The following is a 14,021-nucleotide window of genomic DNA, read 5'->3' as shown; positions in this document are numbered from 1 at the left end:
GCCCTACAGGCCGGCATGACCTTTCGGACAACTTTTTCAATGCGCGGTATTCTACTTGTGCGTGATCAAAAGCGGATTTTTTGAACTGCCTCTATTGTTTTCTAACGGTAAACTTGTCCAGCTGCCCCTTAAGCTGCTCCGCCATACGGGTCAAATCGGCGGAAGAAGAAGCTACTTCCTCGATGGAGGCGAGCTGCTGCTCGGCGGCCGCCGAAATCGTCTGCGTATTTCCGGCCGCTTCCTCGGAAATCAGCCGGATGTCCTTGATCGATTCCGTCACTTTGCCGGCTCCCGCCGCCAGTTCCTTGGCCGCTCCGGCCACGCCTTCCATCTTGGCGGCTGCGCCGCGAACCGCTTTGCGGATCCGCGAGAAGGAGCGCCCGGAGGTGTCGACGGCGACGATCCCTTCCTCGACCCCCTGCTTGGCGTTCTCCATCGATTGAACCGCACGCTCCATTTCGTTTTGAATGCCGGCGATCAGCTCCGCAATTTGCTGGGCCGATTGCTCCGAACCTTCGGCCAGCTTCCGTACCTCGGAGGCGACGACCGCAAATCCCCGCCCCTCTTCCCCGGCCCGGGCCGCTTCGATCGAGGCGTTCAGCGCCAGCAAATTCGTCTGCTGGGCTATCCCCGCAATGACCTCCACGATTCCCCCGATATTTTGCGTCTGCTCGCCCAGCGTTTGGATGACCGTCCCCAATTGATCGACCGTTTGCTGGATATACTCGATTTTTTCCACCACGCTAAGCACGGAGGCGTTCCCTTCCTCGGCAACGCCGTTCGTCTGCTCCATCGTTTCCGTGACCGCCCGGATATGCTCGGACATCGTGATCACCTGACGCGACATTTCCTCCACGCCGTCCGCGCCGGCTTCAACCTTCTGCAGCTGCTGCTCGCTGCCGGTCGCCATTTCCTGAATGGCCACGGTCACATGCTCAATCGCCTTGGTCGTTTGCTCCGCTCCGGCCGACAGCTGCTCCGCCGAAAAGGTAACCTGGTTCGCCGTTTCCCGCACGCTGGCGATCATCCCGTTCAGGTTGTCCACCATGCGCTGAAAATGGTTAGCCAGCACCCCGATTTCATCTTTCCGGTTCAAATAGTCGATGCGTCTTGTAAGGTCCCCTTCGCTGATGCGCTGTGTCGCTTCGCTCAGCCGGTCCAGCGGAACGGCGATCATTTGGACCGTGATCCAGGCGGCCGCGATGGCCACCGCCAAGGAAATTCCCGCGATCAGCAAGGAAGTGGAGTCAAAGATGCCCCTCAGCACTTGATCCAGCACGCACGGAACGATCGCCGCCAGCACCGTCGTGATCAGCAAAGTTAACCTAACACGCTTTGCCATAATGAACAGACCCTCTCTCTATCAAAATTTGGTAGGTATATCTGTATGTATTATAGATTTTAACGAAGTTTCCTGCTACGTAAGAAAACATTTATCGGCCGTCGTGCCTTTCGTAAAAAAAGAACCGCCCACCCAAACATGGATGAACGGTCCGGTGAACAACCGCAAGTTAATCGGCCAACCGGTAGCCCACGCCCCGCACGGTGGCGATATACATGGAGTTGGCGGCCCGGTCGCCCAGCTTTTTGCGCAGGCTTTTGATATGAACATCGACCACGTTGCTGCCGCCGAGAAACGATGTTCCCCACACTTCCGCCAGCAGCTCTTCGCGGGACAGAACTCCGCCCTCTTGCTCCAGCAGCTTAATCAGCAGCTCGTATTCCGTTTTCGTCAGCTCGATTTGAGCCCCGTTGCGGTAAACCGCCATCTTCTTGCGGTCGATCCACAAATCCTTGAAGATCGCCGGTGAGCTCCCGGGAAGCAGCCGCGTGGCTGCCCTGCGCGCACCGCTGCTTTGGATGATCCGCTGCGCGCGGTAGACGATCTCCATCGGGCGCGCGGGCAGCACGAGCAGTTCCTGATTCATCAGCCCCTGATCCAGGCGCGGCAGCATCGACTCCTTGATCAGCAGGAGGGAAGGAATGTCTCCGGTTTCCTGCTGCACGATGGACCGGATTGCCGCAGACTCCTCGCCTTCCTTATAGGAGGTCAAATCGAAAATCAGCAAATCCGCGGTCATCGCGTTGCGAATCCCTTGCTCCCAGTGATGGAACACCAGAACGTCGAAGCAGCCTTCCGACAAATCCCGCACCAGCTCATGAACATCGCTGGGGAAGGGACTGATCAGAATAACCCGCTGGGTAATCGGGCAAACCTCCCGCCCTATCGTCTTCTCCTCCTCATGAACGGCGGCCTCCAGGCCGGCAGGTCTGCGAAACGGCGTCACCGTGCTTACGATCTCTTTCAGTTTGGCTTCTTTTGCTGACACGACGGACACACCCCCCCAAATACGATATGAGCATGATGGACATCATACCCAGTTTCTTCGGCAACGGTCTTGCTCCATTCCTCGGGCAACCCGGACATCACTTCATCCACGCGCCCGCACACTTCGCACAAGATATGCTGGTGGTCATCCATCTTGGCGTCGTACCGGCTGGCGGACTCCCCCAGCTTCAACTCGCGGATCAATTCCTTTTCGGTCAAATAGCGCAGCGAATTGTACACCGTACCGTAGGCGAAGTTATAGCCCTGCTCCACAAGCCGGTTCATGACCTCGGCCGCCGTCGGGTGATCGTTCGCGTTGCGCACTACATCGTACACCGCTTTGCGCTGAGTCGTCAGATTTAAAGTTTTCATCTATTATCAATCCCTATTGTTTTTATTTTTAGAATTAGTATAAGTCTTATTTTAGTTTCAGTCAAATCTAATCTTTCGCAGAGCAAAAGTCAGCTTGAGGTTAGGAAAGTGGGGTGGGCGGCTCGCTGTCCGAATACTTTGCACGATTATCCCGTTTGATCAGGTAGCAGAGAAACAGACAAGCTCGGGAGAAGAAATATTTGGTGGAGAAGCAGATAGGCTCGAGATAATTTAGACGGGCTTAGGAGAAGGAATCAGGTTTAGGGGAGGTGAAACAGATCAGATAGGAATCAAGGACCCATTAAATTGATCTGCATCAAGTACCCCTACGGTTCAAGCGTCACGATCAGGCCGCAGCCGCAAGGGGCTGGTTCGGTTGGCGCGCGATTAGCCGACGGTAAGGGATCGCCGGAATCGCCACACACATGCGCAGCAACTTCTGCCGCATCGTTTCTTCCGCTCCGGGCAGGCGCAGACGGCGGCGTACGGTGTATTCGTTCAGATACGCCTGCAGATGCTTCAGTCCCAAGGCTCCATACGTACTCTTCAGCGATTCCCACGCCTCTCTCACTACTTTCCGCAAGGGCGCATACAGCCGAAAGGCCTGAGGGAACAACTGCACCACCGATGTACGGACATCCACATGCCCGTTGATGAACGCGGCGAGTTCGTGACGGTCTGCCCTTTTTTCACTTCCCCGCTTATTTGGCACCAGGCGGATTTTGACCTGCTCCGGCTCGCCCGACTCCGTGACCGTGCAGCCGGCTACGACCGCCGAGGCGTACGGATGCGAAAGCTGACACCGGGATGGATTACGCCCATACTGATCGCTGTTCACTTTCACGTCTCCAGAGAGCAGCTCCCGGGCATCAAACTCCCCCACGGCATGACGTATTTTGTGCAGCATCGACCAGGCGGTCTTGTAGGCGACCCGGATCACCTGGCGCAGCCGCAGCGCCGAGATGCCATCAGGGAGTAGGAACAACTCCAGCGCCTGGAACCACTTCACCAGGGGGAGATGCGTTCCTTCAAAAATCGTACCGACCAAAGGGGATGTTTGATGCTTGCACTTTCCGCACTCGAACAAAGGGATGTGCCGGGAAGTCAGGCGGCTGCAGCGGGTGTAAGTGCAGCGCGGGCAGACGAAGCCGTTTGGCCACTTCATCGCGATTAGCGCTTCCATGCAGGCCTGCTCGCTGTTAAAACGGCTGCTGAATGGCTGAAGTTCCGTTCCCGCATTGATCTCCATGTTTACTCGCCCCCGAATCAAGAATATACGAACATAAATTCCATTTATTTCATTATACCAAACATGCGTTCTCTAATCAAGCCGAAAATCTCTCCTGAACCGCCTCATTTTGTCCTCAGCTTTTTTTGTGTTTTTTCTTCTCTTTTTTTGGAACCCTTGACTTGCTCTAACCCCACTCCCTGCTCCTTAACGAAGGGGATAATCGTGCAAAGGCAGGCAGCAGGCAGAGACACCAAGACACGAACGCTTTAGATGGTCCCATCCAGACAGCCCCCCCTCACCTGGCGTCGATTTGTGACGCAGCTCGAAACGGCTACGGTGCAAAAGGTAGATACACCGCCCCGCCGGATCGTGACGCCTCTACATCGTTGACGCTTCCACACTGTCCGTCTTTGATTGAGCGTCAACTCCGGCAATGGATTGCTGCTTGCCCAGCTACATCCAGGCTTGCCTGCCGATTTTTTGCTGCGAAAGTTGAGTTTCTAACTACCCGGTGATGGAAATAATGAAAAAAAATGATTTCCCCAAGGAGGAACAAGGCATGTCAAACCATACTTCCCCATCCGGCCGGCTGCCGCAGCAACCGGAATCCATGTGGCGCAAAACGACCGCCCTGCCTGCTTTTGAACCATTAAAAGAAGATATCGAAACCGACGTGCTCATTGCGGGTGCCGGCATCGTCGGCATTACGACCGCCTATTTGCTGGTCCAGGCCGGATTGAAGGTCGCCGTGATCGACGCCGGAAAAATTCTCGACGGAACGACCGGCTATACGACGGCAAAAATCACGGCCCAGCACGGGCTGATTTACGACAAACTGTTGAACCATTTCGGCAAGGAAGGCGCCCGGCTGTATTACGAGGCGAACGAGGAAGCGCTCGGCTTTATTGCGGACACGGTGAAAAAGCGGAAAATCGACTGCCAATTCCGCCGCGAAGATGCTTATCTGTACGCCGATTCGGATGAGCAGCTGCAGAAGCTGGAAGCCGAATGGAAGGCTTACAAAGAGCTTGATCTGCCTGCCGAATGGCTTGATTCCCTGTCCTTGCCGCTGTCCGCCAAAGGGGCGATCGTGCTGAAGAACCAGGCGCAGTTCCATCCGCTCCATTACTTGCGCGATTTGGCCGAGTTCGTGGCCGAAAGCGGCGGTACCTTTTACGAGAACACCACCATGAGGGATCCAGCCGAGGATTTGGAAGACGGCCGGCTCAAGCTGTCCTCCGAGGATGGGCACACGGTCATCTGCCGCCACGCTGTTTCGGCTTCCCACTTTCCGTTCATCGACGGCAAAGGGTTGTACTTTGCCCGGCTCTATTCCGAGCGGTCCTATGCGGTCGCCTTCGAGCCCGAGCAGCCGTATCCCGGAGGCATGTACATCAACTGCGGGAACCCTAAACGCTCGCTGCGCTCGGCCGAGCTGAACGGGAAAACGGTGGTGATCGCCGGCGGAGAATCGCACAAAACCGGAAAAAACGACTGCACGATCAAATGTTACGAGGCGCTGGCGGAATTCGGGCAGTCGGTGCTGGGCGTTAAATCGATCCCCTACCGCTGGTCGACGCAGGATTTGGTCACGATGGATGACGTGCCTTATATCGGCCGCCTCACGGAAGATCGCCGCAACATTTATGTAGCGACCGGCTTTGCCAAATGGGGCATGACCAGCAGCACGGTGTCCGCGCACCTGATCCGGGATCTGATTTTGGAAAAAGATAACCGGTACGAGCGCTTGTTTACACCCTCGCGGTTCAAGGCGGAACCCACGATCAAAAATTTGGCCCGGCAAAACGCCGATGTGGCCAAAGAATGGGTGACCGGCAAGGTGGAGCTTGTCCACCTGAAACCCGAGGATCTCGTCCCCAGCCAGGGCGCTGTCGTCAAGCACCGCGGCAAAAGAGCAGGGGCCTACCGCGATGACGAGGGCCAGCTTTATCTTGTGGACACAACGTGCACTCACATGGGCTGCGAGGTCAAATGGAACGAAGCGGAACGCTCGTGGGATTGCCCTTGCCACGGCTCGCGGTTTGATTATAAAGGCGCGGTCATCGAGGGACCCGCAACCAAGGATTTACCTCGGCTGCACCGGCAGCCCGAACAAATGAAAAGCTAGGATGGCGCTTGCATCCGCTGAGATCCTTATTTTTTGAATTGAAAAAGGCTCGGCGGATGTTTTGTTTTTTGTTCACTACCTTGCTTTGTTCAGTACTGTGTGATATTATGCTTTCAGTGATACTGATTATTGTTCAGTAGTGGAGAAATATCTTGAAATGAGGCGAACACCGGTATGGACATCAGCATCCAATTCAAGAAAGGCGCTTTGGAGCTTTGCGTGCTCGTGCTCATCCAGCAACGGGACCGTTACGGGTACGAGCTCGCCCAGTCCGTTTCCAAGCATATCGAAGTGGCCGAAGGAGCGCTTTATCCTCTGCTGCGAAGACTGGTCCATGAAGGCTACTGCACGACATACCTGCAGGAATCCACGGGCGGCCCGCCGCGCAAATATTACAAGTTGACGCCCGAAGGGGAAATATATACGAACAGGCTGGTGGTCGAGTGGAAACAGTTCGTCCAGAGCGTATCTACATTAATCGAGAAAGGAAGCCATTTATGAATAAAAATGAATTTATTGCGCTTCTTAGAGCCCATCTCTCCGTCCTTCCGCCGGAAGAACAAAACGAATTGCTGGAAGATTACGAAGCTCACTTCGAATTCGGCCTGCAAAGCGGGAAGACGGAGGAAGAAATCGTGCTGGAACTGGGCGAACCCGCGGAACTGGCCAAAGAAGCGCTCGGCAACCGCTACATCCCCCAAGATCATGTGTATTGGTACGGACCTGATCCGGCGGGCCGCGCCAACGCGCCTGAACCGAACTCCGCCGCCCGCGCGGGAAACGATCGTCCGGCGGGAAATACGCCGGCCTATACCGGACCGGGTTTGAAGGCCGTTAAGCGCCGCGGCGTGTTTGCCGGTGTGATGGTATACATCGGACTTTTTTTCTTAAACCTTATCGTCGTTCCGCTGCTTCTGTCCTTATGGTCGGCATTTGCCGGTTTTGCGGCCATCGCGCTGGGCGGGATTATCAGCCCGCTCGCCCTCGGACTGGAATTTGCGGTGCATCACCAGTTTAACCCGGGCAAGCTTTTTGCAGCGGTTGCCTGCGTAGGGATCGGCATCTTGCTGGCGGTCGGTTCACGTTATTTATTCATCGGAATGCTGCGCTTGAGCACCGGATATTGGAAGTGGAACGTTCGAATCGCAAAAGGAGGAGATGCGGCGTGAACAGCAAAAGATGGACGCTGCTTGGATTGTTTTTGATCGTGCTGGGGCTGGCCGGGATGGCCTACCAGCGGTTTGACTTCGGCGAGAAGCTGCCCGCCTACCAGCAAAAATGGACCTTCGGCGAAGGCGAGCTGGAAAATCTGCACATCGAAGGCGAATATGACGTAGATGTGGAGTTTATCGACAGCCCGGACGGGGCCGGTTATATCGAGGCCAGCGGCAACATGAAGCAGGAAGCGATCGATAAAATAAAAGCGGCCGCGATATCCGGCCAAACGCTTAAGCTGGAATTTGAGGAGCCATGGGACTGGTCCTTCTTCAGCATGAATTTCCAATCAACCAAACAGCATATTACCGTGGCCCTGGCCAAGGACAGCGGACTGAAGGCGATCAGCTACAAGTCGGTCGACGGGAACGGCAGCTTCGCTGGTTTAAAGGCTGAGAATATCGAGCTTTCCGTTTCCTCGGGCAACATCCGCGCCGATGCCGTCCAAGCGGAAACCCTGAAGTTTACCGCCACCACCGGGAATATTACCGCCGAACGGGTTGAGGTTCAGGGAAATGCGGAAATCAAGCTAGGTTCCGGCAACATCAAAATCAATGAGCTGCAGGGAGCTTTGACGGCAAAAGCGACTTCCGGGAATATTACGGCGAGCGGTGTGGAAGGACCCGTCGAGGCTTCGCTGGGTTCCGGAAATATCAAATTCACCGACTTCACAGGGAACGGCAAGCTTAAGTCGACCTCCGGCAACATCACTTTGGAAAATCAACGTTCGGACAGCCTGGACATCGCTGTGCAATCCGGCAGCGTAAAGCTGTCCATAGACCCGCAGTTCCGGGGAGTTTACGACCTAAGGACGAAATCCGGCAGCATCACGGCCCCCGAGTCGCCGCAGCAATCGGAAGACGTCGTCAAGGTGCGGACAACGTCCGGCGATATCCGGATTCGGTAACCTCCTTGATTTTTCAGATCATTAATTATATAATTCACATAACTAACATTTAAGGAGGTGGGTAGAGTGGATCGCAAGCTTGTATGGAATCGGATTAGCCAGCTGCCATTGGCAATGTCTGGCATTATCTTTGGCACAGCCGTTAACGGGATAGGTCTGTCCATTTTTAACGATTCGATATCCATACCCAATTGCGAAATGCCGCTCCTACCTTAACCTCACGTTAAACGTGCGTACCGAAGGCAGCAGGATTTCCTGCTGCCTTCTTTTTTTTGGATTTACGGGCTTAAGGCAGCGGACGGCATGGGACGAAGGAGATTAAATAACCCATGATGATCCAATGTCAAAACATACAGAAATATTACGGCGCCGAAATGGTGCTAAGCGATGTTACGTTTGAAATCAAAACGGGCGAGACCGTCGGCCTGATCGGCCGCAACGGCACGGGCAAAACAACCTTGATGAAGCTGCTGACAGGCAAAGAACAGCCCGACCGCGGACAGCTGCATATCCGCAAAAACGCCCGCATCGGCGCGCTGGCGCAGATTCCCGATTATCAAAACGGCGAAACCGTTCGCGGCGTGCTGCTGGAGGCTTTTGCCGGGCTACGCCGGGTGCAGGCGGAAATGAAGCAACTAGAGAACGAAATGTCCGCGGCCGGAGGCCATGCCGAGACTGCAGGCAACATGGATAGCTTGCTCCGCCGGTACGGCGAGCTGCAGGAGTCCTTCGAGCGCGGAGGAGGTTATGAAATCGACGCCTCCATCGACCGGGTGGCCGGCGGGCTTGGCATCCCGGCGGAGCAGTTTTCCCGCCCCTTTTCTTCGCTTTCCGGCGGGGAAAAAACCAAGGTCGGCTTGGCGGTCATCCTGCTGCAGCAGCCGGATCTGCTGCTTCTCGACGAACCGACGAACCATTTGGACATGGCCGCGATCGAATGGCTGGAAACGTATATCCGGACTTTTGCCGGAACCGTCGTCATTATTTCCCACGACCGTTATTTTCTCGACGCGGTGGCGGAGAAAATCGTCGAATTGGAAGACGGCGAAGCCTTCACCTACTATGGGAACTACAGCACGTACAAGGAAGAAAAAGAACGCCGCCTGCTCCAGCAATTTGCCGACTACCAGGAGCAGCAGAAGAAGATCAAAAAGATGCAGGAAACGATCAAGCAGCTGATCGAATGGGGCAACCGTTCCAATCCGCCGAACCCCTCGTTCCACCGGCGCGCCGCTTCGATGCAAAAAGCGCTGGACCGCATGGTGAAGCTGAAAAGGCCGATCCTGGAGCGCAAAAAGATCGGCCTCCAGCTGCAGCAGGCCGACCGTTCCGGCAATGACGCGGTCGTGCTGCAAGAGGTCGGCTGCGTCCGCGGAGCCCGGCGGCTGTATTCCGGACTGACGCACACGCTGCGCTACGGCGAAGCCGCCGTGCTGATCGGACCGAACGGGACCGGCAAAAGCACCTTGCTCAAAAACGCGCTCGGCCTTGAGCCGCCGGAGGAGGGGGAAGCCCGTCTCGGCACCCGGATCGACGCCGGTTATCTGGCGCAGCAATCGGCCCCCGCCGATCACGAGGAAACGGTGCTGCAGTATTTCCGCGACGAGATCGGCATCGAAGCCGGAGAGGCGCGGCATCAGCTGGCCCGTTTCCTGTTCTACGGCGCGGACGTGTTCAAGAAGGTGCGCAGCCTCTCGGGCGGAGAATGGACCCGGCTGCGGCTGGCCGTGCTGATGCATCGCAAGCCGAATTTGCTGGTGCTTGACGAACCGACCAACCATCTCGACATCGATTCGCGCGAAGCGCTGGAAGAAGCGCTGGAAGAGTATGCGGGCACCCTGCTCGTCGTCTCCCACGACCGCTACTTCATCAACAAGGTGGCGAGTCAGATCTGGGCGCTGGAGGGCGGACGGATGCACGTTACCCATGGCAACTATGAAGATTACCGGGAGGAACTGTCCCGAAGATCGGCCGCCGCGGAGGTTCACATCGGCGGTCCGGCCCCGGCTCCGTCCTCCTCTTCGGCTTCAGCGGCCGGGGTGTCCCCCGCCCTCTCCGCCCAAGCGGACGCTGCGGAACGGACAAAATCCGCCGATAGAGCGGATGGGACCTATGAGGCTTCGGCTTCAGATGGAGCCTCGCGAGGAGCCTCTGGGGGAGCCTCGGGAAGAGCTTCGGCAGAAGCGGTGAAAGCCGCCCGCAAGCCCCGGGCAAATCCGGCCTATCTGCGCAAGCTGGAGGCCGATATCGCCGCCGCGGAAGCCGAGCTGGCGAAGATCGACAACGCCATGCTCGACCCGGAAACGGCTTGCGACGCGACGCGTCTGATCGCGCTGCAGCAGGAGCGGGATGCGCTGCAGGGGCGGCTTGACGAGATGATGGAAGAGTATTTTGCCTTGCTGGATGAATCCGCCGAATAAAAGGAGAGCGATAACGATGAATCCCCCCAAATTCCAGCTTCACCCCGAAGACCCCCGCGTCCGGGCGCTGGCCGCCGCCGACCCGCGAATGGGGCGCCTGACGGCCTTGATCGGCGGCCTGGCGACCAAACCGCAGGGAGCTTATTTTGCCGAACTGGCCCGCTCCATTATCAGCCAGCAAATTTCGGTCAGGGCGGCGGCGACGATCCGCGGCCGGGTCATCGAGCTTGCCGGGGAACTATCCCCGGCCGCTCTCTCGGCGCAAACGGACGCCGGCTTACGAGCCGCCGGCCTCTCCGCCTCCAAGGTCGCTTATATCCGCGATTTATGCGGCAAGGTTTTATCCGGCGAACTCCAGCTGGAAAAGCTGGAGGACATGAGCGACGAAGAAGTCGTAGGCGCGCTCGTATCCGTGAAAGGCATCGGCAAATGGTCGGCGGAAATGTTCCTGATCTTCGCCTTGGGCCGGGAGGACGTCGTGTCGTTCGGCGATGCCGGCTTGCAGCGGGCCGCCAAATGGCTGTACGCCATGGAGGACCGGGACGACCGCAAATATTTGCAGCAGGTGGCCGCGCCATGGTCCCCCTATGGATCGATCGCTTCCCTGTATTTATGGGAAGCGATCAATCAAGGTCACGTCGATTCCGGCGAAACCTTCGAAGAGCGCTGTAAACACCTATGATTGGGTGTTATCCTTTGGCGTTTGCTAAACGGTGACAAAGAGGCGGGCGCTTGCGTAATTGATCCCGATCCGATGCTCCCCCCGTCGCCCGCAGCCCCTTCCACCTCTAACGGACTGAGATGACCTTATTCGCTCATTTCCCGGTTATTTCCCGCTGTAACGGACTCCAAAGGCGTTATTGGGCTGGAAATAAGGCGATCGGGGCGGAGTTGACCAAAATAAGGTCTCCTCGGTCCGTTACAATTTTTCTGCTCGAATTTTCGCCAGTTGAGCGTCATCAGTGTCCGTTAGCCCCTACGCCCGCGCCTTGCTCCCTCTTACCATGCGGTCCCGGAACCCAACCCACTCCTCCTGTCCTCACCCGTAAATTCTGATCTCATATTCGCAATGCTCGTCGCCGGATACGTTGCATTGGGTCTCACGGACGCTCACCTTGCGGTTCAATATACGGCCGAGCGCCCCTTCCAGAATTGCCCCCTCCAAGTCGCATACCTTTTTCTCTTCGATCACAGGCAGTCCTTTGCAGAAGCAATCGTCTACCGCAATCCGGATCAGCCGCTCATCCCGCTGCAAAACGCGCGGCAGTCCTATCCGCAGCTTGGCGAACAACTCCAACAATTCCTCCAGCGTCCCTACCGGGAGGCTCTCGCCGATTTTGCGGCCGATCGACGCCGTCGTTCCTTTGCCTTCCAATGGCAGACCCTGCTGCATACCGATCAAGCGGATCGCCCGAAACAGCTCCAGCGGCACCTCGTCTCCCAGACGGACGCGATTGATCCGCTGCAGATCCTCAAACGTAAAGCTTGTCATGGCTCATTCCCCTTTTCCTCGTTGGTTATATTTTTAATTTGCCATAAAACGCAATTCATTTCCTTGACTGAGATCAAAAATGCACAGCTATAAATGTGATATATATCACGAAATATGACGCATATCCTTGATAGGGTAAAAACAAGATCGTCTCGATTCCGGGTGGAGGGATGAATGATGCAACACACTTTGTTTATTTTGCTGCAGCTGCTGGAGCGGGCGGCGCTGCTGCAAATGTGTTTGTTTGTGCTGACCCGTCTGCCCCGCTTCAAGGAGCTTTTTCAGAAGAAAGAATACAACCGTCAGGAGCTGGCGCTGGCTACGGCCATTTTCAGTCTGTTCGCCATCTTCGGAACCTACAGCGGCATCAACGTTGAAGGCTCGCTGGTCAACGTGCGGATTATCGCCATCATGGCGGGAGGCATACTCTTCGGCCCGGCGGTCGGCCTGATCACCGGGCTCCTGTCGGGCGCGCACCGCTTCTTGATCGACATCGGCGGGGTGACCTCGCTGCCCTGCCTCATAACGAGCATGATTGCGGGCGTTGTTGCAAGCATCATATACGTCCGCACGCCGGCGGAACGGAAATGGGCGGTCGGCATCGCCGCCGGCATGGGCTGTGAAGCGCTGACGATGCTGCTGATTCTCTGGATGGCCGAGCCGTACTCGCTGGGGCTGAACATCGTTTCGCAGATCGCCCTGCCGATGATTGCCAGCCAGGTCTGCGTGGGATTGATCGTGATGCTGGTGCAGAGCGTGGAAGGAGAGAAGGAGCGGATCGCCGCCAGGCAGGCCAAGCTGGCGCTCGATATCGCCAACAAGACGCTGCCTTATTTTCGCTCCATCACGCCCGAATCGCTGCGGAAGATCTGCCGCATCATCCAGGCCGAAATCGGCGCGGACGCCGTGGCGCTCACCGATACCCGGTATATTCTCGCTTACGTGGGCTTGGGGGAGGAACATTATGCGAACCGGCATGAAATCGTGAGCGATGAGACAAAGAGTTCGCTGGCCAACGGGGAAATTACGATCCGCAATAATGAGGCCGCCCATATCGACCCCCGGATCAAGTCGCAGATCATTATTCCGCTCAAGGAAAAGGGGGAGGTAACGGGCGCGCTGAAAATTTATTATGCCAAGGCGCATAAAATCACTTACTCGCTGCAGGCGATGGCCGTTGGACTGTCTCAGATGATCTCCACGCTAATGGAGGTTTCGCGCATTGAGGACCTTAAGCAGATGGCCAACAAGGCCGAGCTCAAGGCGCTGCAGACGCGGATTCACCCGCATTTCCTGTTCAACGCGCTCAACGCGATCGCTTCCTCCATCCGTGTCGACCCGGAAAAGGCGCGCGAACTGATCGTCAATTTGTCCGGATACATGCGCTACAATCTAGAGCTGACGGACGAGATGATCGATCTCAGCAAGGAGCTGCAGCAGGTGCGGCAGTATGTGGAGATCGAGCAGGCCCGTTTCGGCAGCCGGCTGGAGGTGCGCTACGATATCGACGATACGCAGGTGCGAATTCCGAGTCTGATCATTCAGCCGCTGGTGGAGAATGCGATCGTCCACGGAATTTTGAAGGGAAAAGGCAAGGGTACGGTCACGATATCGGTCAAAGACCGCGGAGACACCGTGCGTATCGGCATTGTCGACACGGGCGCCGGCATCGAGCCGGAAACGATACGTAAGGTATACGAAGGCTCCATGGAAGACAACCGGATCGGGCTTTACAATGTACACCGCAGAGTAAAGCTGATCTACGGGGAAGGGCTTAGGATCCACAGGCTGGACAAAGGAACGGCGATTTATTTTAACCTCAAGAAGGAGATCTCATCAATTACTCATGACTAAAGTCATGAGCTTGTAACTGCCCGGAAGTGAATGCGACAAAAAGTCTCCTTCCTTAACATGGCGTTACTATAGG

The 14,021-nt window shown here is 56.4% G+C and carries 12 protein-coding genes; 7 read left to right on the top strand and 5 right to left on the bottom strand.

What is annotated here, in order from left to right:
* Window positions 1-91: 91 nt before the first annotated feature.
* The 4 genes from NYE74_RS06285 to NYE74_RS06270 all read right to left on the bottom strand — a co-directional run bounded on the left by NYE74_RS06285 (window position 92) and on the right by NYE74_RS06270 (window position 3,950).
* On the bottom strand, window positions 92-1,342 hold the full coding sequence (locus NYE74_RS06285; RefSeq protein WP_036619147.1) for a methyl-accepting chemotaxis protein: 1,251 nt from the start codon (window positions 1,340-1,342) through the stop codon (window positions 92-94).
* 169 nt (window positions 1,343-1,511) lie between these two features.
* Window positions 1,512-2,330 carry a response regulator transcription factor gene (locus tag NYE74_RS06280; RefSeq protein WP_082207634.1) on the bottom strand — a complete coding sequence of 273 codons (819 nt, stop codon included), beginning with the start codon at window positions 2,328-2,330 and terminating at the stop codon, window positions 1,512-1,514.
* The gene (locus NYE74_RS06275) at window positions 2,306-2,701 is read right to left on the bottom strand and encodes a Fur family transcriptional regulator (RefSeq protein ID WP_036619143.1); all 396 of its coding nucleotides are present in this window, start codon (window positions 2,699-2,701) and stop codon (window positions 2,306-2,308) included. Before NYE74_RS06275 ends, NYE74_RS06280 begins: the two co-directional genes overlap by 25 nt.
* A 346-nt stretch (window positions 2,702-3,047) precedes the next feature.
* Window positions 3,048-3,950 carry a transposase gene (locus NYE74_RS06270; RefSeq protein WP_213509693.1) on the bottom strand — a complete coding sequence of 301 codons (903 nt, stop codon included), beginning with the start codon at window positions 3,948-3,950 and terminating at the stop codon, window positions 3,048-3,050.
* A gap of 541 nt (window positions 3,951-4,491) precedes the next feature.
* Here NYE74_RS06270 and NYE74_RS06265 point away from each other — a divergent pair.
* The 6 genes from NYE74_RS06265 to NYE74_RS06240 all read left to right on the top strand — a co-directional run bounded on the left by NYE74_RS06265 (window position 4,492) and on the right by NYE74_RS06240 (window position 11,284).
* Window positions 4,492-6,060, top strand: coding sequence for an FAD-dependent oxidoreductase (locus NYE74_RS06265; RefSeq protein WP_270620186.1), 1,569 nt, complete (start codon window positions 4,492-4,494; stop codon window positions 6,058-6,060).
* A gap of 174 nt (window positions 6,061-6,234) precedes the next feature.
* A complete protein-coding gene (locus NYE74_RS06260) occupies window positions 6,235-6,561 on the top strand; it encodes a PadR family transcriptional regulator (RefSeq protein WP_036619136.1) in 327 nt (108 codons plus the stop codon).
* Window positions 6,558-7,229 (top strand): DUF1700 domain-containing protein, encoded by a 672-nt coding sequence (locus tag NYE74_RS06255; protein WP_036619135.1) that lies wholly within the window; start codon window positions 6,558-6,560, stop codon window positions 7,227-7,229. Before NYE74_RS06260 ends, NYE74_RS06255 begins: the two co-directional genes overlap by 4 nt.
* Window positions 7,226-8,182: a DUF4097 family beta strand repeat-containing protein gene (locus NYE74_RS06250; RefSeq protein WP_036619133.1), complete on the top strand. Its 957-nt coding sequence runs from the start codon at window positions 7,226-7,228 to the stop codon at window positions 8,180-8,182. The genes NYE74_RS06255 and NYE74_RS06250 overlap by 4 nt, the downstream gene beginning before the upstream one ends.
* A 329-nt stretch (window positions 8,183-8,511) precedes the next feature.
* Window positions 8,512-10,602 (top strand): ribosomal protection-like ABC-F family protein, encoded by a 2,091-nt coding sequence (abc-f, locus tag NYE74_RS06245; RefSeq protein ID WP_036619131.1) that lies wholly within the window; start codon window positions 8,512-8,514, stop codon window positions 10,600-10,602.
* 16 nt (window positions 10,603-10,618) lie between these two features.
* Window positions 10,619-11,284 (top strand): DNA-3-methyladenine glycosylase family protein, encoded by a 666-nt coding sequence (locus NYE74_RS06240; RefSeq protein WP_124332434.1) that lies wholly within the window; start codon window positions 10,619-10,621, stop codon window positions 11,282-11,284.
* A gap of 357 nt (window positions 11,285-11,641) precedes the next feature.
* On the opposite strand, the gene NYE74_RS06235 is transcribed toward NYE74_RS06240, so the two are convergent.
* The gene (locus NYE74_RS06235; protein ID WP_036619129.1) at window positions 11,642-12,094 is read right to left on the bottom strand and encodes a V4R domain-containing protein; all 453 of its coding nucleotides are present in this window, start codon (window positions 12,092-12,094) and stop codon (window positions 11,642-11,644) included.
* Between the two features lie 177 nt (window positions 12,095-12,271).
* Here NYE74_RS06235 and NYE74_RS06230 point away from each other — a divergent pair, with 177 nt between their 5' ends.
* Window positions 12,272-13,948, top strand: coding sequence for a sensor histidine kinase (locus tag NYE74_RS06230; RefSeq protein ID WP_155619341.1), 1,677 nt, complete (start codon window positions 12,272-12,274; stop codon window positions 13,946-13,948).
* The last annotated feature ends 73 nt before the right edge of the window (window positions 13,949-14,021 follow it).

Source organism: Paenibacillus sp. FSL P4-0127 (assembly GCF_038007325.1).
In the GTDB taxonomy this organism is placed as follows: Bacteria; Bacillota; Bacilli; order Paenibacillales; family Paenibacillaceae; genus Fontibacillus; species Fontibacillus macerans.
The sequence above is the reverse complement of the archived record's forward strand: the minus strand, read 5'-3'. Positions and strand labels throughout refer to the sequence as shown.

Excerpts from the sequence above, each read along its gene's own strand:
- NYE74_RS06255 (WP_036619135.1), top strand. The coding sequence starts at position 6,558 with ATGAATAAAAATGAATTTATTGCGCTTCTTAGAGCCCATCTCTCCGTC.
- NYE74_RS06270 (WP_213509693.1), bottom strand. The coding sequence starts at position 3,950 with ATGGAGATCAATGCGGGAACGGAACTTCAGCCATTCAGCAGCCGTTTT.
- NYE74_RS06260 (WP_036619136.1), top strand. The coding sequence starts at position 6,235 with ATGGACATCAGCATCCAATTCAAGAAAGGCGCTTTGGAGCTTTGCGTG.
- NYE74_RS06240 (WP_124332434.1), top strand. The coding sequence starts at position 10,619 with ATGAATCCCCCCAAATTCCAGCTTCACCCCGAAGACCCCCGCGTCCGG.
- NYE74_RS06285 (WP_036619147.1), bottom strand. The coding sequence starts at position 1,342 with ATGGCAAAGCGTGTTAGGTTAACTTTGCTGATCACGACGGTGCTGGCG.
- abc-f (WP_036619131.1), top strand. The coding sequence starts at position 8,512 with ATGATGATCCAATGTCAAAACATACAGAAATATTACGGCGCCGAAATG.
- NYE74_RS06265 (WP_270620186.1), top strand. The coding sequence starts at position 4,492 with ATGTCAAACCATACTTCCCCATCCGGCCGGCTGCCGCAGCAACCGGAA.
- NYE74_RS06235 (WP_036619129.1), bottom strand. The coding sequence starts at position 12,094 with ATGACAAGCTTTACGTTTGAGGATCTGCAGCGGATCAATCGCGTCCGT.
- NYE74_RS06230 (WP_155619341.1), top strand. The coding sequence starts at position 12,272 with ATGCAACACACTTTGTTTATTTTGCTGCAGCTGCTGGAGCGGGCGGCG.
- NYE74_RS06275 (WP_036619143.1), bottom strand. The coding sequence starts at position 2,701 with ATGAAAACTTTAAATCTGACGACTCAGCGCAAAGCGGTGTACGATGTA.